A 24,355-nucleotide genomic window follows, 5' to 3' on the forward strand; every position below is an offset into this window, starting at 1 on the left:
ATGGAACAGCCAGGTGCTATATCTGAGCTGATCGATGCGCTGAAGCGGCTCCCCGGTATCGGACCGAGAGCGGCTCAGCGCATTAGTTATCAGCTTCTCAGCGGAGATAGATCCGACGCGACTCGATTGGGCAGGGCTTTGCTCGAGGCAGTCGACTGCGTTCATAAATGTCCGAGATGCAACAGTCTTACGGATAAGGATCTCTGCATTTTCTGCTCGTCACCCAATCGTGACGACAGCCAGCTCTGCATCGTTGAAACCGTCGCCGATCTGATGGTCATTGAGCAGAGTCTTTCTTATAACGGCAGATACTTCGTACTTCAGGGCAGGCTCTCTCCGCTCAACGGCATCGGTCCGCACGAAATCGGACTGGACAAGCTGATTCAGAGAACCGCAGAGGACTCTTTGAAGGAAGTCATTATCGCAACTTCTTTTACCGCTGAAGGTGAGGCCACTGCGCTCGCGATCACGGATCTGCTGACCAAACATCATCCTCAGCTGCGTTTAACGCGTATCGCTAAAGGCGTTCCTGCCGGTGCGGAGCTTGAGTATACCGACGTGAATACCGTCGCTCAGGCGATGCTCAATCGTCGAGTGCGTGAACTCTAAACAGTATTCTTTTCTCATAAAACCGGATTTTCTGAAAATTTCTTTCGAGATTAAGGAAAATACTTATTCGATTTTTCGCGCAGAGCAAAGATAAAAGGTATTCTTATTTTGTAACGTTAATCAGCGGAAGAGAAAGTGAATACATTTCCAGGCCATCGAAATATGACAGCCCCGGTTAAAAAACCGGCGACTGCTGTTTCTTTTGCCTCTGTTTCTCTTCTCGGTCTTGCTCTGGGCCTGGCCCTGCCCCTGCTGCGACTGCGCCTACTTGCGTGAGCGGACTGTTTTTGATTAGCAAAAAAAGTTTCAGAGAAGTTTTAGTAAACAAGAACGGTCCGTAATCCAAAACGGGCCTTTTTTTATGGGGAAAACAATGATCACCTTTACTCGCAGAACTGTCATCGCCGCCGCGTTCGCGGCCGCAGCGATGATTGCCGCTCCGACAAGCTTTGCTCAGGCAGCGCCGGAAAAAACAGATGTCACCATCGCCGTCGGCGGTAAAAGCCTTTATTACTATCTTCCCTTAACTATTGCCGAGCGCCTCAACTATTTCAAAGACGAAGGTCTCAATGTCAAGGTTGTGGACTTTCAGGGCGGCTCCCGCTCTCTTCAGGCGGTTGTTGGCGGCAGTGCCGATGTAGTTTCCGGTGCTTTTGAACACACCCTTTCCATGCAGGCCAAGAATCAGCCGATGGTTGCCTTTGTGCTCCAGGGCAGAGCTCCTCAGCAGGCGCTTCTGGTTTCGAACAAAAAGATGAAGGATTACAAGCAGATTTCCGACTTGAAGGGCAAGAAGATCGGCGTTACTGCGCCCGGCTCTTCCTCTCAGGCGGTTCTGACTTACATCCTTGCTCAAGGCGGTCTCGGACCTAAGGATGTGGCGTTCATCGGAGTCGGCTCTTCTTCCGGTGCGGTTTCCGCACTGCGCAGCGGTCAGATCGACGCGCTCATCAACCTTGACCCGGTTGTCACAATTCTTCTGCAGAACGGCGACGCCGAAATGGCCGTGGATACCCGTAAAGTCAGTGAGGCTGAAAAGATCTTTAACGGCGACCTGGTTGCCGGAACGCTTTACGCTCCCGAAGCTTTTGTGAAGAAGAACCCGAACACGGTTCAGGCGCTGACAAACGCGATGGTTCGCGCCAATCAGTGGCTGACTAAAGCGAGCGCCGAAGAAGTCGCCAAGGTGGTCCCGGAATCCTACCTGATGGGTAACCGCGAAGTGTATCTCGCCGGATTTGAGGGCAATCGCGACGCGCTTTCTCCGGACGGAAGATTCCCCGACGGCTGCGCCCAGATCTCTCTTGATGTGCTCCGCAAGGTGAACGACAAGCTTGATCCGGCCAAACTTGACCTCGGCCGCGTCTACACCAATAAATTTGTTGACGAAGCCTTAAAAAAATATCCGCTCAGCAAATAAAATAGCGAATGTGGAGCTCGGGTTCCGAGCTCCGTCCTGTTTATTAGATAAGAACGAATAAAATGACTCAACCCGCATTGGAATTTACTGACGTAACCTGCAGTTTTGTCTCTGATGACAATAAGCACTACACAGCAGTCCGCGATGTCAATCTGACGATTGGCGACGGAGAATTCGTCAGCGTAGTCGGTCCGACCGGCTGCGGCAAATCAACGATTTTGAATATGGCCGCAGGCCTGCTTTCCCCGTCAAAAGGCACGGTCAAGGTTTTCGGAGAAGAACTGCAGAGCCTTAATAAAAGAGCAGGCTACATGTTTCAGGCCGAAGCCCTGATGCCCTGGAGAACCGCGATTGACAATGTCTCCGCAGGCCTTCAGTTCAAAGGAGTTGCGGAGAAAGAACGCCATGAGATGGCCAAGCACTGGCTTTCCCGTGTGGGCTTGAGCGGTTTTGAAAACAGATACCCGCATCAGCTCTCCGGCGGTATGCGCAAGCGCGTCGCGCTCGCTCAGACGCTGATTATGGATCCGGACATCATTTTGATGGATGAGCCGTTCTCAGCGCTCGATATTCAGACGCGTCAGCTGATGGAAAACGAAGTGCTTGAACTCTGGGCACAGAAGAAAAAAGCGGTACTTTTTATTACCCACGACCTTGATGAGGCGATCTCTATCTCCGACCGAGTCGTCGTCTTCTCGGCCGGCCCGGGTTCTCACCCGATCGGCGAGTTCTACATTGACATCGCTCGTCCGCGTGATGTGGCAGAAGTTCGAGTCACGCCGCGCTTTATAGAACTGCATAACGCCATCTGGGCCGACTTGAGAGAAGAAGTGCTCAAGGGCTATGAGAACATGAGAAACAGGGTGAAATAAAATGACAAAACATACAACCATTCTTCAGTCTCGTACCAAGCTGGTGACTTGTCAGCTGTTTCTTTTAGTTGCGATTTTCTTCTTCTGGTGGCTGATGACCAAGCCGGGTCTTGTTCCGCCCTTCATGTTTGAGGATGAAAATCAGGCCGCTTTCTTCTTTGGCGAACCTGTTCAGATCTTTAAGGTGATTTGGGATTGGTTCTTCGTAAACTATGAAATCTATCCCAATCTTTGGGTCACGCTGACAGAAACCGTTCTGGCGTTTGCGTTTGGTACCATTGCCGGCCTTTTCATCGGACTTTGGCTTGCGCTTGCTCCCACAGCCGCGGCGATTGCGGATCCCTATATCAAGGGTCTGAACTCGATGCCCCGCGTGATTTTGGCCCCGATCTTCGGCGTATGGTTCGGCTTGGGCATTGGCTCTAAGGTCGCGCTCGGTATTACGCTCGTATTTTTCATTGTGTTCTTTAACGTTTATCAGGGCGTGCGTGAAGTCAGTCCGAACGTTTTGGCGAGCGCGAGAATGCTCGGCGCCAATAAGAGTCAGCTTCTGCGCTACGTTTATCTTCCGAGTGCGACAAGCTGGGTGTTCTCTTCACTGCATTCTTCCGTCGGTATGGCTTTCGTTGGTGCGGTGGTCGGCGAATACTTAGGCTCTGCCAGCGGTGTCGGCTATCTTATTCTTCAGGCCGAAAGTACCTTCGATATCAATACCGTTATGGCGGGTATTCTGGTGCTGACCGGCTTTGCTTTGGTGCTTGACTGGGCGGTGTCGCTTGCTGAGCATCATTACATGAGATGGCAGCCTAAGGGCGGTAAGAGCGAAAAACTCTAACTCGTGTAAATTCACAAAAAGAGCATGAATGGCCAAAAGCCGCTCATGCTTTTTTTCTGTCTGCAAGCTTCACTTTATTGCGTAGCGCACGGAATCTGTTCGAAGAGATTTCAGACCGTTTTGTTTGAATTTTGAATAAAAGAAAAACTAAATTCTTAGGAATATGGCGCAGAAAATATAAATATATAACGTAAATACGCTATTAATAGAATTACTTGTCATTATATTTACTAAGGTAAACACTAAAAACGGGGATATTCTTTTTGAAAGAATTAATTACAATTACCCGTACTAATACCAAATTCTTGTATTAGTTAAAAACGAAGCTTATGACCACTTAGAAGCTTTGATTATTCAATCGTTTAGAGGAGAACACAATGTTATTAAAAACTATTGCCGCCGCATCTTTAGCCGCTGTCTGTGCGGCCGCTGCCGCCGCTCAGCCTGAAGTTGCTGTTTACGCCACAGGCGGTACGATCGCAGGTCAGGCCAAGGCCGCTGATCAGACCAGCTACTCCGCAGCTAAAGTCGGTGTCAATGCGCTGGTTCAGGCCGTTCCGGAACTTGCGAACGTCGCAAACGTTTCCAGCGAACAGGTCGCTCAGATCGGTTCACAGGATATGAGCGATCAGGTTTGGCTCACACTTGCTAAGAAAATTAATGCCGAATGCGCTAAAAAAGATGGTTTTGTAATTACACACGGCACAGACACGATGGAAGAAACCGCTTACTTCCTGAACCTGACCGCTAAGTGCGACAAGCCGATCGTTCTCGTTGGCGCGATGCGTCCTTCCAACGCCCTCTCCGCTGACGGTCCTGCCAATCTCTACAACGCGGTTGCCGTCGCTGCTGATCCTACCGCTAAAGGCAAAGGCGTGATGGTTGTGATGAATGACCGAGTTCTGGGTGCCCGCGATGTTATGAAGACCAACACAACCGGTGTAGAAACCTTCCAAAGCCCGAATGCCGGTCAGCTCGCTACGATCCACAACGGCAAAGTTCTTTGGGACGCAGCTCCTGTGACAAAACACACAACACAGACTCCGTTTGATGTCAGCAAGCTCGACAAACTGCCGAAGGTCGGCATCGTTTATCAGCACGCCGGTGTTGAAGGCGTTCAGGCCCAGGCTCTGGTAGACGCCAAGTACGACGGTATTGTGACCGCCGGTGTCGGCAACGGCAACCTCCATCAGTCCACTTTCCCGATCATCGAGAAAGCGGCTAAGAACGGCATCGCGATCGTTCGTTCTTCTCGTGTTCCGACCGGTTCCACAACTAAGGACGCAGAAGTTGATGACGCGAAGTACGGCTTTGTTTCTTCCGGCTCTCTGAATCCTCAGAAAGCTCGTGTTCTCCTGATGCTCTCTCTGACTCAGACAAAGGATCCGAAAGAAATCCAGAAGAACTTTGACCAGTACTAAGACTGGAAATCCGGCCGGATAAGTGCTTAAAGGAGGGCTCCCGCACAGTTTCGGCTCGATTCTGAAATCAAAAAAAGGCCGCTTGCCAAAATTGGCAGCGGCCTTTTTCAAGAAAGAAAAGATTATTCGTCCGCTTCGACATCCACAGGTTTTGTGTTGATATCGGCTTCAAGATGACGGCTGACAACACGAACCGTTTCAATGGCGCGAATCGCATTGATGATCTTGGAGAGATGATTCGTGTCTTTAACCAGCACCGTGATCTCAACTTTGGCACTGTCGGGACTCGGAGTCGACATGGAGAAACCGGTAACGCTCGATCCCTGCTTGGCGATCGTGCCGGTGATCTGTTCCAGTGTCGAATGAATATCCGTAATGTCGATATCAAGCTTGATATGGAAGCCCTCGTGATACTGGGGATTCCATTGGAAATCCGACCAGGTTTCCGGATCGCTTCTCAGACCTCTCTGAACGTGTGAGCAGTCCTTGCGATGGATGTGTACGGTGTTGGTCGCTTTAATATTGTGACCGACAATCGCGTCATCGCGCGCCGGAGTGCAGCAGGGCGAAAGTTTGCAGGTTCTGCCCCTAAGATTCAGCACCGGATCAAGCTCTCTTTGCTCGGGCGATTCGCCCTTGCTCCGCAGCGAATGACGGGCAGTGAGCTGATGCACCAGCAGCAGACTGTCTTTCTGACCGCTTCCGATTGCTTCGAGCACCGCGTTCTTATCAGCAAAACCGTTGGCCTTGCAGACGCGTTCCCAATCTTCATCCGTAACCTTAGAGATCGGCAGATGGTGTGTCTTGGAAAGACGCGCGATCAGTTCTCGGCCAAGTTCGATCTTGCCCTCAGCAGAGAGCGAGCGCATGTACTGACGAATCTCGGCTCGGGCTCGGCCGGTTCTGACGCTGCTCAGCCAGGAAGGATTGGGAGTGGGCTTGTCGCCCTTGATGATGTTGATCATCTCGCCGTTCTTCAGCTGCTGAGTGAGCGGCGCTCTTTCTCCGTTGATTTCACAGCCGACGCAGCAGTTGCCCAAATCCGAGTGGATCTGATAGGCGAAGTCGACCGCGGTCGCGCCCTTCGGCAGCTGAATAATTTTGCCCTGCGGAGAGAATACATAGACTCGGTCGGGGAAGATGTCGACCTTGATGTTCTCCATGAATTCAAGCGAAGTTCCGCTCTGCTTCTGAATCTCCAACAGACTGTTCAGCCAGTTGGTAGTCGAGCGCTGAAGTGCTTCGGCCTGGGAACGGTCTCGATAGAGCCAGTGGGCGGTGATGCCGTCTTCACAAATGTGGTGCATCTCCTCGGTGCGGATCTGAAATTCCACCATCAGTCCGCCGGGACCGATAACCGTGGTGTGCAGACTCTGATAGCCGTTCGCCTTCGGAATCGCGATAAAGTCCTTGACGCGGCCGGGAACCGGCTTGAAGAGTTCATGAATCACGCCAAGCGCACGATAGCAGTCGTCTCGAGTTGAAACCAGTACGCGGAAACTATGCACATCCAGCACTTCGCTAAAGTGGATGTGGCGCTCTTTCATCTTGGTGTAAATGCGCCAGAGTGCCTTGCTCTTGCCCTGGACTTCGCCGGAGATCTTGCGTTCGGCGAGTTTGTCGCTGGTTTCATGGAAAATCTGATCAAGCTGATTTTTCTTACGAGCCCGAGCATCCTCAACTTTTTTCTCCAGAACTTTGTATCGAATCGGATACATGTAGGAGAAACTCATGTCGGTGAGTTCCCGGTAGACCGAGTACAGCCCGAGTCGGCTTGCGATCGGCGCGTAAATGTCCATCGTTTCTTTGGCGATGCGGAATTTCTTATGCGGCTTGACCGCGCCGAGCGTACGCATGTTGTGCAGGCGGTCCGCTAGCTTGATGAGAATGACGCGGACGTCCCTGGACATCGCGAGCAGCATCTTGTGAAAACTTTCCGCCTGGGCCTCTTCGTTGGAAGAGAATTTGAGCTTGTCGAGCTTTGAGACACCGTCAACGAGATCGGCGACCTTAACGCCGAATTTTTCGCTCATCTCGATTTTTGTGATGCCGGTATCTTCAAGAACGTCATGCATAAGGCCCGCTTCAATGGCCTGTGCGTCCAAATGCCAGGAAGCAAGAATTTCCGCGACAGCGATCGGATGCGTAATGTAGGGGGCGCCTGAGTTTCTGAACTGACCAAGGTGTGCCTCGTCCGCATAGCGGAATGCTTCTCTGATTTTGTTGACGTCGGCAGTAGAAAGGTAAAGACGGCAGCGCTCAGCAAGTTTGTTTGCAGAAGCGACCGGACTCAGTTTCTCGACGACGAGCGCTTCGGAAACAGGTTTCTCCTCCTTCTGAACTGCCGGCTTTTCTTCTGTAGTAAGCCCGACAGCTGACTTAAATAAATTTGCAGCTCTCTTGGCGACACTCTGTCGCTGCGGCTTGCCGGTTTGATCCATGGGCTGCTCTCCTGTGCTGGAAGTGTTGTTTTCTTATATTCTGCACCAATTGACCAATAAAAAAGGGTTCGGCCTCTTGCCGAACCCTTGGCGTCGATGCAGATAAACCCTTATTTTATCTGACTCAGCATCTCCAATCCTGTTACGCCTTCTGCGATTTCACGCAGCGCCGCAACACTGGCCTTGTCCTTGCATTCGATCTTGGGCGCATGTCCCTGAGAAAGCTGACGGGCGCGGACGGAAGCCACAAGAACCATCTGGAAACGGTTCGGGATCTTCTTTAAGCAATCTTCAACTGTAATACGTGCCATTTAATTCATCCAATGTTCAGCCGGGAATACCCAACTGGATAAAAACATCACGACAACGAGCCGCCTGCTTATCAAATCGCAGTCGGCTGGCTGTAACGATGGCGCTGAATTCCTTCAGCGCGTCTTCAAAAACTCTATTAATTATAACGTAATTGAATTCTGAGGCATGAGCCATCTCTGCGCCCGCGCCCAAAAGGCGTTTTGTGATGGTAGTCTCGGAATCCTGACCTCTCTTGTGAAGGCGGTCTTCCAGCGCCTGAATGGAGGGCGGGAGAATAAAGATGCTGACCGCTTCCGGGAAATGCTTGCGCACTTGGCGAGCGCCCTGCCAGTCGATTTCCAGGAGCACATCGCCGCCCGCGAGCATGCGGTCTTCAATCCATTTGCGGGAAGTGCCGTAATAGTTTCCGTGAACCTCGGCCCATTCTAAAAATTCGTTTCTGTCGCGTGCGGCGAGGAAATCCTCAACCGTTGAAAAATGATATTCGCGCCCGTTCACTTCGCCCGGGCGCGGCGCGCGGGTTGTGGTTGAAATCGATAAAGCGATGTCGGGCATTTGAGCAAGCAGAGCGTTGACCAACGAAGATTTGCCGGCTCCGCTCGGCGCGGAAACCAGAAACAGCGAGCCGTAGCCGCTCGCCGGTTCTTTCCGAGATTGTTCTGTCAATTCAGTCTCCTCAATACGAGCATCGCTGTCTTAATTTGCCCACGCTTTGCCGCGGGCAGCTTCAAGGCTGCGAAGAATTTCTTTGAGCTTCATGGTGTCTTTCATGAAAGCTCGGATACCTTCGTCAAGTTTGAAGGACGCCATTTCGTCCTCACACATGGCGAGACGCCATTGGGATTCGGTCATCGGTTTGCGGCAGAGCGGCTGTACCTTGGCTTTGTCAAGCTGCGGCTCAAACGCTTCTTCACTCTCAGAGAGCTCCTGAATGAGCGCAGGAGAGATCGTCAGCAAGTCGCAGCCCGCGAGCGCGATGATCTGATCCTTATTGCGGAAGCTCGCGCCCATGATCTGAGTCTCGGATCCCATGCCTTTAAGCAGATGGAAGATGTTTGTCACGCTCTTGACGCCGGGGTCGTTCACGCCGCGGTTTTCGGATTCAACCCAGCTTTCGCCGGCTTTTTTCTTGTACCAGTCATAGATGCGGCCGACAAATGGCGAAATCAGAGTCGCTTTGGCGTTTGCTGCGATTTCAGCCTGAGCGGCCGAGAAAATCAGCGTCAGGTTGCAGTGGATGCCTTCCTCTTCGAGAACCTTGGCGGCCTGCACGCCTTCCCAGGTTGCAGCAATCTTAATAAGTACGCGTCCTCTGCCGATGCCTTTTTCCTGATAGAGCGCGATAATGCGGCGCGCTTTCGCAACGGTCTTTTCGGTGTCAAAAGACAAAGAGGCGTCGACCTCTGTGGAAACACGTCCCTTCACATGCTTGAGAATCTCAGAGCCGAAATTGACCAGCACTCGGTCGGCGGCGTCTTCAAGAGATTCGGCGCTGAGCGCGGCCTCATTAAGAAGCGGCTGATAATCAGCGACATTGGCCGCCTTGAGAATAAGAGAAGGATTAGTGGTCGCATCCTGAGGCTGAATCTTAGCGATGGAGGCGATGTCGCCGGTGTCGGCGACGATGGTTGTAAAGGATGAGAGTTTGTCAACCTGTTTCATGATTTTATGTTCTTCAGATACGCTGAATAGTCAGCCAAAATGCAATTAATCTAAGCAGATTATCACAGATGAAATCAAAGAGATACCTCCGGACTGCTTAGAGTGCGTTCTCAAGGATGCGGGAAAGCCTTGGTGAAGACTCCGTAAAAACAGTACTGAGAGGCATAAAGGCACGTAAATTGCATTGATATAATCAAAAAGTTTAGTCGGAGAATGAGCTTCGGCTGACGCAATCTCAACAAATGCGATCGGGACCGAAACGGCGTCTCGATGGTGATACGGAGTCATAGTGAAAACAAAACTAATTGATGACACCCGACCCGAAGCAGCCTTAGTGCTTGCGGACGGAGCTGTTTTTGTAGGCCGGTCGGTCGGAGTTCCCGGCATGACTGTCGGAGAAGTGGTTTTTAACACAGCGATGACCGGCTACCAGGAAATCCTCACAGATCCCTCTTATACAGGTCAAATAGTTACATTAACTTATCCGCACATTGGTAATGTCGGAGTTAATCAGGAAGACGTCGAGTCTTCCGATGTTCATGTCGCCGGACTGGTGATTCGCAGCGAATCCCCGGTGGTTTCCAACTGGCGAAGCCAGCGAAGCCTTGGCGAATATCTCAAACAGAACGGCATTGTGGCGATCGCCGAAGTCGACACAAGACGCCTGACGCGAATTCTCAGAACGAAGGGCGCTCAGCCCGGATGCATTGTCGCTGCGGCTTGCGGCAAACTCACCGAAGCGCAGATCGCGGAGGCTGCCAAAGCGGCTGCTGAGGCGCCGCGTATGGTTGGTCAGGAACTTGCCAGTCAGGTCAGCACCACCTACCGCTACGAATGGGGCGAAGGAACATGGCGCATGGATAACGGCTACGGCCGCCCCGGCTCCTTCCAGCCCGAGGAATATCCCTACACCGTAGTGGCATGGGATTTCGGTATCAAGGAAAACATCCTTCGTCTTTTAGCCGATCGCGGTGTCCATGTGGTCGTCGTGCCGGCTAAGACAACATTTGAAGAAGCGATGGAAGTCAATCCTGACGGTATTTTCCTTTCAAACGGTCCGGGAGACCCCGAACCGTGCGATTTTGCGATTGAAGTGGCTCAGAAAGCGATTGCCGCGCGCATTCCGCTCTTTGGCATCTGCCTCGGCCACCAGATCCTGGGTCTTGCTTGCGGCGGCCGAACACTCAAGATGAAGTTCGGTCACCACGGCGCGAACCATCCGGTCGTTGATCTCGAAACCAAGCGCGTCTATATCACCAGCCAGAACCACGGCTTCATGGTGGACGCCGATACACTGCCCGAGAACGTGAAAGTGACGCACCGCTCACTTTTTGACGGCTCTCTGCAGGGCTTCGAGCTGACAGACGCGCCGGTTTTCTGCTTCCAGGGACACCCGGAAGCGAGCCCCGGACCGCACGATATTCAGGATCTCTTCAACCACTTCCTCGACAAGATTCAGGAAGCTAAGAAAAGTCTATGAAAGATCAAATTCAGCAAGTAAAAGCTGCGCTTGAAGAAGCGCGCTCCGGTCTCAATAACCTGATTGCCAACGAAGAAGCGCTCGAGCGCGTCGCTCAGGCTGCGAACCTGATGATCGCCTCGCTTAAAAACGGCGGCAAAGTCATGTCCTGCGGCAACGGCGGCTCGCTCTGCGACGCAATGCACTTTGCCGAGGAACTTTCGGGCAGATTCCGCCAGGATCGGCCCGCGATCGCCGCGATGTCGCTTGCCGATCCTTCACATATGTCCTGCGTGGCCAATGATTTTGGATACGAATATGTGTTCTCCCGCTTTCTTGAGGCGGTAGGAAAAGAAGGCGATGTTCTTCTTGCGATCACAACGAGCGGCACAAGCAAAAACGTGGTTAAAGCCGCTCAGGCTGCAAAGGCGCGCGGTGTGCGTGTGGTCGCGCTCACCGGAAAAAGCGGCACCCCGATATGCGAACTCGCGGATGTGGCGATCGTGACGCCTGCCGGGCGCTTTGCCGATCGTGTGCAGGAGCTGCATATCAAGCTCATTCACATCATGATCGAGCTCATTGAAGCCGGACTTGCAGAATCAACCGAATCTAAGGAAAAAGAAAATGCCTAAGCGCACTGATATTAAATCCGTTCTTATTATCGGAGCGGGTCCTATTGTCATCGGCCAGGCCTGCGAATTCGACTATTCCGGCGCGCAGGCCTGTAAGGCTCTTCGCGAGGAAGGCTATAAGGTCATTCTCGTCAACAGCAACCCCGCGACGATTATGACGGACCCCCAGACAGCCGATGTGACATATATTGAGCCGATTACCCGCGAGGTGGTGGAACGCATTATCGCTAAGGAACGCCCTGATGCGATTCTGCCGACCATGGGCGGCCAGACCGCGCTGAACTGCGCGATGGATCTTGCCAAGCACGGGGTACTCGAAAAATACGGAATCGAACTAATCGGCGCTTCTCCCGCCGCGATAGAAAAGGCCGAAGACCGTCTGAAATTTAAGGAAGCGATGGACAAGATCGGCCTTTCGAGCGCCCGATCCGGCATCGCTTACTCGCTGGACGACGCTCTTAAAGTGCAGGTCAAGATCGGATTTCCCGCGATTATTCGTCCGAGCTTCACGCTCGGCGGAACCGGCGGCGGTATCGCCTACAACATGGAAGAATTTATCCAGATCTGCACACGAGGTCTTGAACTTTCTCCGACGCATGAGCTGCTGATTGAAGAATCGCTGCTCGGCTGGAAAGAGTACGAGATGGAGGTGGTTCGTGACAGCAAAGACAACTGCATTATCGTCTGCTCGATCGAAAACCTGGATCCGATGGGTGTTCATACCGGTGATTCGATTACCGTGGCGCCGGCTCAGACTCTGACCGATAAAGAGTATCAGGTCATGCGTGACGCCTCGATCGCGATTTTGCGCGAGATCGGTGTTGATACGGGCGGATCCAATGTGCAGTTTGCGGTCAACCCGAAGGACGGCCGTTTGGTCGTTATCGAGATGAATCCTCGCGTGTCCCGCTCTTCAGCTTTAGCCTCCAAAGCGACCGGGTTCCCGATCGCTAAGATCGCCGCGAAACTTGCGGTGGGCTATACACTTGACGAATTGAGAAATGAAATCACGGGCGGCGCGACACCGGCCTCATTTGAACCGACCATCGATTACGTGGTTGTTAAAGCTCCGCGTTTTGCTTTTGAAAAATTCCCCAAAGCCGATAAGCGTCTGACGACTCAGATGAAATCCGTCGGCGAAGTCATGGCGATCGGCAGAACGTTCCAGGAAGCCCTTCAGAAAGCGCTGCGCGGCCTTGAAACCGGTAAAGACGGTCTCAATGAGATCAGCACGGACAAGGCTCAGATTCATCACGAAATCAGTGAGCCCGGTCCTGACCGTCTCTGGTACCTGGCGGATGCCTTCCGTTTGGGTTACTCCGTTAAAGAGGCCCATCGCGTCACAAAAATCGATCCGTGGTTCCTGGTTCAGATCAAGGAACTTGTGGATATCGAAGGACGCCTCAAGGAGATGGAATTTGCCGAACTGACCAAGGAAGAGCTTGTTTATCTGAAGAAGAAAGGTTTCTCCGACAGACGTCTGGCAAAACTGCTCCGCGTGACGGAAGACGGCGTACGCACACTGCGTCATAAACTCGGAGTTCGTCCGGTTTATAAGCGCGTGGACACCTGCGCGGGAGAATTCCCCACGGATACCGCTTACATGTACTCCACCTATGAAGAGGAGAGCGAAGCGAATCCGACCGACCGCAGAAAGATCGTTGTGCTTGGCGGCGGCCCCAATCGCATCGGTCAGGGTATTGAATTTGACTACTGCTGCGTGCATGCTTCCATGGCGCTGCGCGAAGACGGTTTCGAAACCATCATGGTGAACTGCAACCCGGAAACCGTTTCCACGGACTATGACACCAGTGATCGTCTCTATTTCGAGCCGGTGACGCTGGAAGATGTACTTGAAATCATCGATGTGGAAAAACCAGAAGGCGTGATTGTTCAGTACGGCGGCCAGACTCCGCTGAAACTTGCCCGCGCGCTCGAAGCCAACGGCGTGCCGATTATCGGTACAACACCGGACTCCATTGATGCGGCAGAAGACCGTGAAAGATTCCAGCATCTGCTTCAGGATCTCGGTCTGCACCAGCCGCCCAACCGTACCGCTCATACCGAAGAGGAAGCGATTCGCAAAGCCGAAGAAATCGGCTACCCGTTAGTGGTCCGTCCGAGCTACGTGCTTGGCGGCCGCGCGATGGATATCGTGCATGAAAGAGGCGAGCTTGAGCGCTATATGCGTGAAGCGATCAAAGTAACGTTTGACTCTCCGGTTCTGCTCGATCGATTCCTTGATGATGCGGTTGAAATGGACGTGGACGCGGTTTCCGACGGCAAAGAAGTTCGTATCGGCGGCGTGATGCAGCACATTGAACAGGCAGGCGTCCATTCGGGCGACTCCGCCTGCTCCATTCCTCCGTATTCTCTTGATCCGCAGATTGTGGAAGAGGTCAAGCGTCAGACTCGCCTGATGGCCAAAGCGCTCGGCGTGGTCGGCCTGATGAACGTTCAGTTTGCGATTCAGCACGCCTTTACGGATCATCCGGAAATCTTCGTGCTGGAAGTGAACCCGAGAGCCTCGAGAACCGTTCCGTTTGTCTCCAAGTCCACCGGTCAGCAGCTCGCTAAGATTGCGGCCCGCTGCATGGCAGGAAGAAGTCTTGAAGAGCAGGGCCAGCCCGTTGAAGTGGATCTGGATCACTACAGCGTTAAGGAAGCCGTCTTCCCGTTTGCCAAGTTCTTGGGCGTCGATCCGGTCCTCGGACCTGAAATGCGTTCAACAGGTGAAGTCATGGGTGTCGGCAGAAGCTTCGGCGAAGCGCTCTTTAAGAGCCAGATCGGCGCGGACTCCGCGATTCCGAGAGAAGGCCGCGTCTTTATTTCCGTTAAGGATGAAGACAAGCCGAGACTGCCGCAGCTTGCCAAGCAGTTCGTCGATGCGGGTTACCAGCTTGTCGCGACACGTGGCACCGCAAAAGTGATCCGCGAAGCGGGCTTTAAGTGTGAAGTCGTCAACAAGGTTTCCGAGGGTCGTCCCAACGTGGTAGACGAACTGAAGAACGGCAATATCAATCTTGTGATTGCTGTTGCCGCCGAAAACCGCTCGGAAATTGCCGACGCCTCCGCAATCCGTATCGCGAGCCTTGCCAACCATGTGACTTTCTATACGGCGATGGCAAACGCGCTGGCGGTCATAGAAGGCATTCAGCATATGGACGACACCGAGGTGTACGCCCAGCAGGAACTGCACGCTAAACACAGTTAATTATTGAAACGCGCCCGCAAGGGCGCTCTATGAAGTAAAGGAAAAGCAAAATGCCTTTTAATCTTAAAAATCGCTCACTTCTGAGCCTTGTCAATCACACAGCTGAAGAAATCGATTATCTCGTCAGTCTTGCTGAAAATCTTAAAAAGGCAAAACAGACCGGTACTGAAGTACAGCATCTGCAGGGAAAGAGCATCGCTCTGATCTTCGAAAAGACCTCCACTCGTACCCGCAGCGCTTTTGAAGTCGCTGCCTATGATCAGGGCGCCAACACCACTTTCTTTGATCCGCAGAGCTCGCAGATCGGCCACAAGGAAAGCATTAAGGATACAGCCCGCGTACTCGGATCTATGTACGACGCGATCGAATTCCGCGGCTACAAACAGGAAACTGTGGAAGAACTGCACGAATACGCAGGCGTTCCGGTCTTTAACGGTCTGACAGACGAATGGCATCCGACACAGATGCTGTGCGATCTGCTCACGATGAAAGAAAGCTGTGGCAAGCGCTGGAAAGACATCTCTTACGCTTATGTCGGCGACGCTCGCTTCAATACCGGCAATTCTTTACTGCTCGTCGGCGCGAAGATGGGTATGGATGTTCGTATCGCCGCACCGAAAGAATACTGGCCGAGCCAGGAACTCATCGATATGTGTGAAGAATTTGCCAAGCACTCCGGTGCTCGTCTGCTGATCACGGAAGACGTGAAGGCGGCCGTTAAGGGTGTTGACTTCATTCATACCGACATCTGGGTTTCCATGGGCGAACCCAAAGAAGTCTGGGATGAACGCATCAAAGCGCTGCTGCCGTATCAGGTTAACAAAGCCATGATGGACGCGACCGGCAATCCGGATGTGAAATTCATGCACTGTCTGCCTGCTTATCACAACACAGAGACCAAGGTCGGAGAAGCGGTGATCGCGGCTCATCCGGAACTTGCCAACGGTGTTGAAGTGACGGAAGAGGTGTTTGAATCGCCCGCTTCCATCGTGTTCCATCAGGCCGGCAACCGCCTGCACACGATCAAGGCGGTTATCGTCTCCTCTTTAGCGTAAGCAGATAGAAGACCGCTTTCTTACAGCGCTTTTTGGTTTCAAAGAAGCGGCGGGAAGGGAGCGGTTGCGCTATCATTATGCATCCTTAAATGTATTTGGGCGGTTAGTTTTGACCGCCCTAGATTTTTTTTGTAGAAGATGGCTATTCCAATTACTGCCCGCGGGGCAAAAATGCTTAAAGATGAGCTTCATCGTTTGAAGACGCAGGATCGTCCTGCTGTTGTTCAGGCGATTGCCGAAGCTCGTGAAAAAGGGGACCTCTCTGAAAATGCGGAATACGATGCCGCCAGAGAATCTCAGGCCTTTATTGAAGGCCGAATCATGGAGCTCGAAAGCAAGATTTCGCAGTTCCAGGTGATTGATCCGACGACGCTGCCCAACAACGGTCGTGTTGTGTTCAGCGCGACTGTGACGATTGAGGATGTGGAAACAGGAGACCGTCAGCGCTTTCAGATCGTTGGTGCCGACGAAAGCGACACGAAAGCTGGCCGTATTTCCATCGCCAGCCCGATCGCGCGTGCGCTGATCGGCAAAAATGAAGGCGATGTCGTAGAGGTTCAGGCCCCGAAGGGCGTGAGCGAGTACGAAATCATCGCCGTTGAATTTATTTAAAGCGAGAGCTAGGGCGTTTACTCTTCTTCTTTGAGGACGCCTTTGTTTTTCATGTGGGAGCCGAGCGCTTTGCCCTTGGCTCCGACCGCTTTGACCTGACCCTTCGGGGTCTTTCCCTTTTTAAGGGTCTTGGCCCAGGGCGCGTTCTTTGCGCCGCTCTTCTTGCTGTTGATCTTTTCCGTTAGACGTTTGCGATTGTTGCGCGCTTTTGCGCCGGTCTTGCGCACACGGTCCATCGGAGCGGGTTTCTCTTCGTCTTCTTCCTCCTTTTCAGGAATCGGGCGATAAAGAACAAAGAGCTTACCGATCAGCTGGATTTTGGCGGCGCCGAGTTTTTCCGCGAGTTCTTCATAGATCGCGACGCGTTCTTCGCGGTCGTCGCTCGGAACACGAACTTTGATGAGGCCGTGAACATTCAGTTCGCGGTCGACTTCTTTAATGACAGCGTCTGTCAGGCCGTTGGAGCCGAGAAGGACGACCGGGTCAAGGTGATGCGCCTGGGCTCGAAGTGCGATGCGCTCGTCCCTTGAGAGTTTTAATTGTGTCATGATTGATGAATCTCCTTATAAATTTTGTAAGAGTTTAACCTTATGCCGGTCTCAGAAAAGAAATTACGCTCAAATCCAGCGTGGATAAAAAGACATCTCACGGATCCGTTTGTAAAACGCAGCGTTCAGGAGGGCTACAGAGCCCGTTCGGTTTACAAGCTCATGGAGATCGATGATAAAGACAAAATCATTAAACCCGGAATGTCTGTCGTTGATTTGGGCGCCGCGCCGGGTTCATGGACCCAGATTGTGAAGGAGCGCCTGACGGATAAAGAAGGCAGGCTCGACGGAAAAGTCATCGCAATGGACATTCTGCCGATGGATCCGATCGAAGACGTGCATTTTCTGCAGGGTGACTTCAGAGAGCAGGAAGTTGCGGATCAGCTCACAGAACTGCTTGAAGGTGAAAAAGTCGACGTGGTGCTTTCGGATATGGCGCCGAATCTCTCCGGCGTAGCCGCCGCCGACGCTGCGCGCTGCCTGCTTTTGAACGAGCTTGCGCTTGACTTTGCCAAAGAGAATCTGAAGCCTAACGGCTTCTTTGTCTGCAAGGTGTTCCAGGGCAGCGGCTACTCGCAGTATATCGAGGCCTGCAAAAAGACCTTTAAGAAAGTCTCCGTGCGTAAACCGGAAGCCTCGAGAAGTTCTTCGGCGGAAGTTTATGTAGTAGCGAAGAACCTGAAATAACGCGGTTTGAAAACGTTCTTTTTAAATTCCCGCTCCTGACGAACAATCGAGGCGGGAATATATTTTTATATACCGCATCAAAGGCCTGGTTTCATGCAGCTCGGCTTTTCAGAGGACAATCGTTTGGTTTGTAACCATGCGATTCTGTCCTCATTTCGTTAAGATTGATCCTTTAGAATTTTCCAAATTCCAGCCTTCCTTTTCTCCGGAACCGAACGATATGAGTCAAGATTTTGTCCACCTTCGCATGCACACCGAATTTTCGATCAAAGACGGTCTGATCAAACCGAAAAAGATTGTGCATAAAGCGATCGCCTCCGGTATGAAGGCGCTTGCGATTACGGACCTCTCGGCAATGTTCGGAGACGTGATTTTCTACAAGGCGGCTTCCGGTGCGGGAATTAAACCGATCCTCGGCGCCGACTGCTGGATCACCAATCACTACAATCGGGACGATCCCCATCGTCTGCTTTTCCTGTGTAAAAACCAGGACGGCTACCATGCGCTTTGTGAGCTGCTCTCCCGCGCATGGCTGAAGAATCAGCATAAGGACAGAGGCGAGATCGACCTTGATTGGATCACTGAGGACATGGCCAAGGGACTGATTGTTCTCTCCGGTTTTAATACCGGCTCAGTCGGTAAATCGATCCTCAACGGAAGCTTTGAAGCGGCCAAAGAGGAGTGCGCGCAGCTTGCTGCTCGTTTTCCGGGTCAGTTCTATCTGGAAATTCAGAGAATCGGCCGCCCCGAGCTTGAAGCGGTGGTTGACGGTACGGTCAGACTTGCCAAAGAGCTGAACATTCCGGTCGTCGCTGCCCATCCGATTCAGTTTGAAGAAAAGGAAGATTTTGAATTCCATGAGGCAAGAAGTGCGATCGCTGAAGGCTATACGCTAGCCAATCAAGCCCGTCCGAGAATTTTTACGCCGGAACAGTATTTCAAGAGCAAAGAGGAAATGATTGCTTTGTTCTCGGATATTCCGTCCGCGATCGAGAATACGGTTGAAATCGCCAAGATGTGCAACCTGACGCTGAAGCTTGGCAAGCCTCAGCTGCCGATTTTCCCGACACCTGAAGGGAAATCGCTCAAAGAATATATGGCTGAACTTGCCCGTCGGGGTCTCGATCGCCGTCTCAAAGTGCTTTATCCGGATGAGAAGGTCAGAAAAGAAAAGTTCCCGACCTACTCACAGCGTCTGGAGCGCGAAATCGGAATTATTCAGGAGATGGATTTCCCAGGATACTTCCTCATCGTTCAGGACTTTATTAACTGGGCCAAGACACACGGCTGTCCGGTGGGTCCGGGGCGAGGTTCGGGCGCCGGTTCACTGGTTGCGTACTGCCTGGGCATTACCGATTTGGATCCGCTTCAGTTTGACCTGCTGTTTGAGCGATTTCTGAATCCGGAACGCGTTTCCATGCCTGACTTTGACGTGGACTTCTGTCAGAACAACCGCGGCCGTGTCATTGAGTATGTAAAAAGCAAGTACGGCGACGAATCGGTCAGCCAGATCGCGACCTTCGGCACGATGGCGGCAAAGGGTGCGATTAAGGACGTCGGCAGGACGCTCGATATGTCCTATATGGAGACGGATCGTCTGGCGCGTATGATCCCGACGATTCCCGGAAAGAACATTACATTGGCAGAGGCGCTCTCCGATATTCCGGAATTTAGAGCGGCGGTGCGCAATGATCCTCAGGTTAGAAAACTGGTCACGTACGCACTGAAACTTGAGGGGACAACCAAGAGCCTGGGCATTCATGCGGGCGGCGTGCTGATCGCGCCCGGAAAGCTCGTTGATTTCTGTCCGCTGTATGCGGCTGGGATGCTCCCTGAGAACGTAATCAGTCAGTACGATAAAAAAGACGTTGAAGCGGTCGGCCTGGTGAAGTTCGACTTCCTGGGTCTTACCACACTCACGATCATTGAACGCGCGCTTGACTATATTGAAGCCAATACCGGCAGCCGTCCGGATATTGAACATATGGAGTGCGACGACGAAGCGACCTACCGGAATATTTTCCAGAAGGGCGATACCGTTGCGGTCTTCCAGTTTGAATCGACCGGTATGCGTCAGCTGCTGATTCGCGCGGTACCGACAAAGATTTCCGACTTGATCGCTTTGAACGCGCTGTATCGTCCGGGCCCGATGGACCTGATTGATGACTTTATTGATATTCGAGACGGGAAAAAGAAAGCCGAATACGCGGATGACCGCTTAATTCCGATTTTGGAAGAAACCTCCGGCATTATGGTCTATCAGGAACAGGTCATGCTGGTCGCGCAGAAAATCGGAGGATACTCACTTGGCGGCGCGGATATTCTGCGCCGAGCCATGGGTAAGAAAGACGTCGCGGAAATGGAGCGCCAAAGCAAAGTCTTTATTGAGGGCGCCGCAAAGAACGGCGTCACCGAAGAAGTTGCGACGCATTTGTTCGAATTGATGAGAAAGTTTGCAGGCTACGGATTTAATAAATCTCATGCCGCGGCTTACTCTTATGTCGCTTATAAAACCGCTTGGCTCAAGAATTACTATCCTGCGGAGTTCCTTGCCTCGTCCCTGACCGAAGTCATGACGGACGCGACGAAGATGCGTACGATCCTTTCGGATGCCGCCAAGCATGGTGTGGAAATCTTAGGTCCCGATATCAACGGCAGCGAATTTAATTTCACAAGTCCGAAAACCAAAGTGATTCGTTTAGGCTTCGGCGCTCTGAAGGGGATCGGTCAGGGCCCTGCGGACGCGATTGTGAAAGAGCGCAGCGAAAATGGTCCGTTTAAAGATATGTATGATCTCGCTAAACGAGTCGGCACCTCTGCGATCACCAAGAAAGTCCTGCAGGCGTTTTCTCTTGCGGGCGTCTTTGATTCGATTGATCCAAACCGCCGCAAATGGTTTGATAACGTCGATTTAGTTATTCAGGCAGCTCAGCAGTCGGAAAGTTCCTCCAACCAGTTCTCTCTGTTCGGAGAAGAAGAGGAACAGTGTGTTGAAATGATTGAGGTGACGCCCTGGAGCGAACGCAGTACGCTTGAGAAAGAGTTTTCCGTCATGGGAATGTATTTCTCAAGTCATCCGAGTCATGTCTACAAGAAAGAGCTGAGCAGGTATTACGGCGCATCGCTCCTGGATGCGGCGCCGGAGGGATTTGGCGACTTCCGGGTCGCGGGTATTTACGCCGGCTGTGAAAAGCGTCAGAGTAAGGACGGCAAATATTTTGTCCAGCTGCACCTTGAAGCAGGAGAAAAGGTTGAGGATTACCGAATCAATCTGGAGTACTACGAGCGAAATCTTGAGAAAATCAAGACCATTCCCAAAGGTGAAATTGTGGTGGTTTCGATTAAGAGAGGCCATAGCAAGAAGACGAATAAAGATTGGGTTTCCGCCGGCGAATTTGCGCCGCTCTATGAGCTGAGAAAAGAAAACGGCGCAAAAGTCAAAATGCGCATCAGACCAGATGCTGATCCTGCGGAGCTTGAAGGAATTCAGCAGATTATTCTGAATAATTCAATCAAGAATCAGGAGTTCGCGGTACCGATCGAAATGGAATTCGTGTTCCCGGGCAAGCTGCTTTGCACAAAGCTTCCGATGAAGATATCTCCGAGTTGGGACATCATCACTAAGTTAGAAGAATGTTCCGCGCTTGAAGGGGTATCCGTCAAATATTGATTAGCATGCTGATGAATCCCGAAGTGAGTGAAAAACCGTGTTTCAGTCACTTCGAATCTTCATAATGTTAACAATTGGAAAAACAGGGCCGTGTGAACTGTAATCTTTTTAAGTTTTTGGTATTGTGTTGAGACACTTATGTGCTTTGATCTGTCACAACAGTCATATTTTAGAAACCGATCATTTGCAGCGGCGATAAGCCGAAAGGGATAATATTTTGAATAAAAATAATTTATTTGCCAAAGTTGCTGTCTGGATCGTTATTGCTCTGGTTTTGTTTACTGTGTTTAAACAATTCGACGGGGCTAAGAAGATCGCGACTGCGGAACCTTCCACGAGCTACACCCAATTCATGGACCAGGCTAAGGAAGGCAAAATCAAGCGCGTTGATGTTCAGGGCAGAACCCTTACTGTCACGCCGACGGAAGGCGCGACTTATAAGATTACCGCGCCCGGCGATCTTTGGATGGTTGAAGATCTCCGCAAGGCGGGTGTTCAGGTTTACGGTCAGCCGGACGAAGAGCAGAGCTTCCTTGCTTCTATCTTCATCTCCTGGTTCCCGATGATTCTCCTCATCGGTGTTTGGATTTTCTTCATGCGTCAGATGCAGGGCGGCGGCAAAGGCGGCGCCTTCAGTTTTGGCAAATCCAAAGCCAGAATGCTTGACAGCTCCAATAACAACATCACATTTGCGGATGTCGCCGGCTGTGACGAGGCTAAAGAAGAAGTCTCCGAAATGGTCGATTATCTGAAAGACCCGACCAAATATCAGCGCCTTGGCGGACGCATTCCCCGCGGCGTTCTGCTTGTCGGCTCTCCGGGTACCGGTAAGACGCTGCTCGCCAAAGCGATTGCAGGCGAAGCGAAGGTTCCGTTCTTTACCATTTCCGGTTCCGACTTCGTAGAAATGTTCGTCGGTGTTGGTGCGGCTCGTGTTCGCGACATGTTCGAGAACGCGAAGAAGAATTCTCCCTGCATTATCTTCATTGATGAAATTGATGCTGTGGGTCGTCAGCGCGGCGCCGGTCTCGGCGGCGGCAACGACGAACGTGAGCAGACTCTGAATCAGATGCTCGTGGAGATGGACGGTTTCGATACCAATTCCAGCGTTATCGTCATTGCTGCGACCAACCGTCCGGACGTTCTTGACCCGGCGCTGCTGCGTCCCGGCCGTTTTGACCGTCAGGTTGTGGTTCCGCTACCCGATATCCGCGGCCGTGAACAGATTCTCAAAGTTCACATGCGCAAGATCCCGGTGGGCGCCGATGTGGACGAAGCGATCCTTGCGAGAGGTACGCCCGGATTCTCCGGAGCCGATTTGGCCAATCTCGTGAACGAAGCGGCGCTTTTTGCCGCTCGCAGAAACGGCCGTGTGGTCGCGATGGAAGACTTCGAACGCGCTAAGGACAAGATCATGATGGGTGCCGAAAGAAAAGGCATGGTCATGGATGAGAACGAGCGCAAGAATACGGCCTATCACGAATCCGGCCACGCATTGGTTGCGCGTCTGATGCCTAAGAGCGACCCCGTTCATAAGGTTACGATTATTCCTCGCGGCCGTGCGCTTGGTCTGACGATGCAGCTGCCCGCAGAAGATCATTATTCTTATGACAGACAGTATCTTCTGACTCGCATTGCGATTCTCTTTGGCGGCCGTATCGCTGAGGAAGTGTTTATGAATCAGATGACCACAGGCGCTTCCAACGACTTTGAACGCGCAACTCAGATGGCGCGCGACATGGTTATGCGCTACGGTATGAGCGATAAGCTCGGCCCCATGGTCTACGGCGAAAACGAGAATGAAGTCTTCCTCGGCCGCTCCGTCACGCAGACAAAGCATATTTCTGAAGAGACAATGCGCAATGTGGATGCGGAAGTTCGCCGTATTATTGACGAACAGTACGCAATCGCGCGCAAACTGATCGAAGAACATCAGGAAGAAATGCACAAGATGGCGCATGCCTTGCTTGAATGGGAAACGATCGATTCCGATCAGATTGATGACATTATGGAAGGCAAGGATCCGCGTCCTCCGAAGCAGCTCTCCAAGAAGAAAAAGGTCGCTGACGCTGCTCCTGAAGCTCAGGTGAGCGCACCGGCCGCAGAGGAGAATGCCGCAGAGGCTCAGGATTCGAAGCCGGAAGCTGACGAGACGCCTCAGACGGAGCAGGCGGCGCCCAAAGCTGAAGACGCCAAGCCTGAAGATAAGCCGGAAGGCCCTGATCAGGCGCCAAAGCCTTAAAATAACCAAATAGGTTCGGAAGGCCGCTTTTTGCGGTCTTTTGAACTTATAGGGGAAGACAAATGAGCGAAGATCTCGAATTTAAAGCCGAAGACGAAGAAGACTACGACGAAGAGGAAGTCAAGATACCTGAAATCAAAGGAACCAAGAATTACATGACGCGCGCCTGTTACAACAGGCTTTTAGCCGAACGTAAAAATCTTGTTCTGGTGGAACGTCCGGAAACGGTTCAGGTCGTTGCGTGGGCAGCGTCAAACGGCGATAGAAGCGAAAACGGAGATTACCTTTACGGCAAAAAGCGTCTGCGCGAAATCGACCGCAGAATTCGTTTTCTTAATAAACGTATTGAAAACAGCGAAGTCATCGACATCGCGAATCGGCCGCCGACAGATCAGATTTTTTTCGGCGCGACCGTGTTATTCGCCAATGAACAGGGCGAGGAGTCTAAAATCCGCATCGTCGGAATTGACGAAGCGGACGGTTCGGTCGGTGACGTATCCTGGATTTCTCCGATCGCTCGTGTCTTTTTGAAACACTTTGAAGGCGATACGGTTCTCCTTCCGACGCCAAAAGGTGTTAAAAAGCTCGATATTCTTGAAGTGACTTATGTCGATGAGCCTCCGGGCAAACCGCATAGTCTTTAACCATACGGCCCAATGGGCCG

20 protein-coding genes are annotated in these 24,355 nt (G+C 52.1%); 15 read left to right on the plus strand and 5 right to left on the minus strand.

Annotated features, from left to right (window positions below; genetic code table 11):
* The 6 genes from recR (at nt 1) to ansB (ending at nt 5,157) form a co-directional block, all read left to right on the plus strand.
* A complete protein-coding gene (recR, locus tag AC6I1F_RS02640) occupies nt 1-609 on the plus strand; it encodes a recombination mediator RecR (protein ID WP_160334437.1) in 609 nt (202 codons plus the stop codon).
* A gap of 135 nt (nt 610-744) precedes the next feature.
* Nucleotides 745-885 (plus strand): hypothetical protein, encoded by a 141-nt coding sequence (locus AC6I1F_RS02645; protein ID WP_160334436.1) that lies wholly within the window; start codon nt 745-747, stop codon nt 883-885.
* 97 nt (nt 886-982) lie between these two features.
* Nucleotides 983-2,029: an ABC transporter substrate-binding protein gene (locus AC6I1F_RS02650; RefSeq protein WP_160334435.1), complete on the plus strand. Its 1,047-nt coding sequence runs from the start codon at nt 983-985 to the stop codon at nt 2,027-2,029.
* Nucleotides 2,030-2,091: 62 nt separating this feature from the next.
* Nucleotides 2,092-2,901: an ABC transporter ATP-binding protein gene (locus tag AC6I1F_RS02655; protein ID WP_160334434.1), complete on the plus strand. Its 810-nt coding sequence runs from the start codon at nt 2,092-2,094 to the stop codon at nt 2,899-2,901.
* A 1-nt stretch (nt 2,902) separates the two neighbouring features.
* Nucleotides 2,903-3,736 carry an ABC transporter permease gene (locus tag AC6I1F_RS02660; RefSeq protein ID WP_160334433.1) on the plus strand — a complete coding sequence of 278 codons (834 nt, stop codon included), beginning with the start codon at nt 2,903-2,905 and terminating at the stop codon, nt 3,734-3,736.
* A gap of 377 nt (nt 3,737-4,113) precedes the next feature.
* Nucleotides 4,114-5,157, plus strand: coding sequence for an L-asparaginase 2 (gene ansB, locus AC6I1F_RS02665; protein WP_160334432.1), 1,044 nt, complete (start codon nt 4,114-4,116; stop codon nt 5,155-5,157).
* A gap of 122 nt (nt 5,158-5,279) precedes the next feature.
* Here the strand turns inward: ansB and AC6I1F_RS02670 are convergent, their stop codons facing one another.
* The 4 genes from AC6I1F_RS02670 to tal form a co-directional block, all read right to left on the minus strand.
* Nucleotides 5,280-7,598 carry a RelA/SpoT family protein gene (locus AC6I1F_RS02670; RefSeq protein ID WP_160334431.1) on the minus strand — a complete coding sequence of 773 codons (2,319 nt, stop codon included), beginning with the start codon at nt 7,596-7,598 and terminating at the stop codon, nt 5,280-5,282.
* Nucleotides 7,599-7,708: 110 nt separating this feature from the next.
* Entirely contained in the window at nt 7,709-7,909 is a 201-nt protein-coding gene (gene rpoZ / locus AC6I1F_RS02675) for a DNA-directed RNA polymerase subunit omega (RefSeq protein WP_160334430.1), read from the minus strand.
* 16 nt (nt 7,910-7,925) lie between these two features.
* Nucleotides 7,926-8,576, minus strand: a complete 651-nt coding sequence (gmk, locus tag AC6I1F_RS02680) for a guanylate kinase (protein WP_160334429.1) — start codon at nt 8,574-8,576, stop codon at nt 7,926-7,928.
* Between the two features lie 30 nt (nt 8,577-8,606).
* Nucleotides 8,607-9,575, minus strand: coding sequence for a transaldolase (tal, locus tag AC6I1F_RS02685; RefSeq protein WP_288319267.1), 969 nt, complete (start codon nt 9,573-9,575; stop codon nt 8,607-8,609).
* 286 nt (nt 9,576-9,861) lie between these two features.
* Between tal and carA the strand changes: the two genes are divergently transcribed.
* From carA to greA, 5 genes are all read left to right on the plus strand, one after another.
* Nucleotides 9,862-11,052 carry a glutamine-hydrolyzing carbamoyl-phosphate synthase small subunit gene (gene carA, locus AC6I1F_RS02690; protein ID WP_251449948.1) on the plus strand — a complete coding sequence of 397 codons (1,191 nt, stop codon included), beginning with the start codon at nt 9,862-9,864 and terminating at the stop codon, nt 11,050-11,052.
* The gene (gene gmhA, locus AC6I1F_RS02695; RefSeq protein ID WP_160334426.1) at nt 11,049-11,663 is read left to right on the plus strand and encodes a D-sedoheptulose 7-phosphate isomerase; all 615 of its coding nucleotides are present in this window, start codon (nt 11,049-11,051) and stop codon (nt 11,661-11,663) included. The genes carA and gmhA overlap by 4 nt, the downstream gene beginning before the upstream one ends.
* Nucleotides 11,656-14,877, plus strand: coding sequence for a carbamoyl-phosphate synthase large subunit (gene carB / locus AC6I1F_RS02700; RefSeq protein WP_160334425.1), 3,222 nt, complete (start codon nt 11,656-11,658; stop codon nt 14,875-14,877). Before gmhA ends, carB begins: the two co-directional genes overlap by 8 nt.
* A gap of 50 nt (nt 14,878-14,927) precedes the next feature.
* On the plus strand, nt 14,928-15,932 hold the full coding sequence (locus AC6I1F_RS02705) for an ornithine carbamoyltransferase (protein WP_160334424.1): 1,005 nt from the start codon (nt 14,928-14,930) through the stop codon (nt 15,930-15,932).
* 138 nt (nt 15,933-16,070) lie between these two features.
* Nucleotides 16,071-16,544, plus strand: coding sequence for a transcription elongation factor GreA (greA, locus tag AC6I1F_RS02710; protein WP_160334423.1), 474 nt, complete (start codon nt 16,071-16,073; stop codon nt 16,542-16,544).
* 17 nt (nt 16,545-16,561) lie between these two features.
* Here the strand turns inward: greA and yhbY are convergent, their stop codons facing one another.
* The gene (gene yhbY / locus AC6I1F_RS02715; RefSeq protein ID WP_160334422.1) at nt 16,562-17,092 is read right to left on the minus strand and encodes a ribosome assembly RNA-binding protein YhbY; all 531 of its coding nucleotides are present in this window, start codon (nt 17,090-17,092) and stop codon (nt 16,562-16,564) included.
* A 42-nt stretch (nt 17,093-17,134) separates the two neighbouring features.
* On the opposite strand from yhbY, the gene AC6I1F_RS02720 reads away from it, so the two are divergent.
* From AC6I1F_RS02720 to greB, 4 genes are all read left to right on the plus strand, one after another.
* Nucleotides 17,135-17,779, plus strand: coding sequence for an RlmE family RNA methyltransferase (locus AC6I1F_RS02720; protein WP_160334421.1), 645 nt, complete (start codon nt 17,135-17,137; stop codon nt 17,777-17,779).
* A 220-nt stretch (nt 17,780-17,999) separates the two neighbouring features.
* Nucleotides 18,000-21,449 carry a DNA polymerase III subunit alpha gene (gene dnaE / locus AC6I1F_RS02725; protein WP_160334420.1) on the plus strand — a complete coding sequence of 1,150 codons (3,450 nt, stop codon included), beginning with the start codon at nt 18,000-18,002 and terminating at the stop codon, nt 21,447-21,449.
* Between the two features lie 217 nt (nt 21,450-21,666).
* A complete protein-coding gene (gene ftsH, locus AC6I1F_RS02730) occupies nt 21,667-23,691 on the plus strand; it encodes an ATP-dependent zinc metalloprotease FtsH (RefSeq protein WP_160334419.1) in 2,025 nt (674 codons plus the stop codon).
* Between the two features lie 62 nt (nt 23,692-23,753).
* Nucleotides 23,754-24,335, plus strand: coding sequence for a transcription elongation factor GreB (greB, locus tag AC6I1F_RS02735; RefSeq protein WP_160334418.1), 582 nt, complete (start codon nt 23,754-23,756; stop codon nt 24,333-24,335).
* The last annotated feature ends 20 nt before the right edge of the window (nt 24,336-24,355 follow it).

This window comes from Parasutterella sp. St.1A3, assembly GCF_059728705.1.

Coding starts and splice junctions, on each gene's coding strand:
- recR (WP_160334437.1), top strand. CDS start 1: ATGGAACAGCCAGGTGCTATATCTGAGCTGATCGATGCGCTGAAGCGG.
- AC6I1F_RS02650 (WP_160334435.1), top strand. CDS start 983: ATGATCACCTTTACTCGCAGAACTGTCATCGCCGCCGCGTTCGCGGCC.
- AC6I1F_RS02655 (WP_160334434.1), top strand. CDS start 2,092: ATGACTCAACCCGCATTGGAATTTACTGACGTAACCTGCAGTTTTGTC.
- AC6I1F_RS02660 (WP_160334433.1), top strand. CDS start 2,903: ATGACAAAACATACAACCATTCTTCAGTCTCGTACCAAGCTGGTGACT.
- ansB (WP_160334432.1), top strand. CDS start 4,114: ATGTTATTAAAAACTATTGCCGCCGCATCTTTAGCCGCTGTCTGTGCG.
- AC6I1F_RS02670 (WP_160334431.1), bottom strand. CDS start 7,598: ATGGATCAAACCGGCAAGCCGCAGCGACAGAGTGTCGCCAAGAGAGCT.
- rpoZ (WP_160334430.1), bottom strand. CDS start 7,909: ATGGCACGTATTACAGTTGAAGATTGCTTAAAGAAGATCCCGAACCGT.
- gmhA (WP_160334426.1), top strand. CDS start 11,049: ATGAAAGATCAAATTCAGCAAGTAAAAGCTGCGCTTGAAGAAGCGCGC.
- carB (WP_160334425.1), top strand. CDS start 11,656: ATGCCTAAGCGCACTGATATTAAATCCGTTCTTATTATCGGAGCGGGT.
- AC6I1F_RS02705 (WP_160334424.1), top strand. CDS start 14,928: ATGCCTTTTAATCTTAAAAATCGCTCACTTCTGAGCCTTGTCAATCAC.
- greA (WP_160334423.1), top strand. CDS start 16,071: ATGGCTATTCCAATTACTGCCCGCGGGGCAAAAATGCTTAAAGATGAG.
- yhbY (WP_160334422.1), bottom strand. CDS start 17,092: ATGACACAATTAAAACTCTCAAGGGACGAGCGCATCGCACTTCGAGCC.
- AC6I1F_RS02720 (WP_160334421.1), top strand. CDS start 17,135: ATGCCGGTCTCAGAAAAGAAATTACGCTCAAATCCAGCGTGGATAAAA.
- dnaE (WP_160334420.1), top strand. CDS start 18,000: ATGAGTCAAGATTTTGTCCACCTTCGCATGCACACCGAATTTTCGATC.
- greB (WP_160334418.1), top strand. CDS start 23,754: ATGAGCGAAGATCTCGAATTTAAAGCCGAAGACGAAGAAGACTACGAC.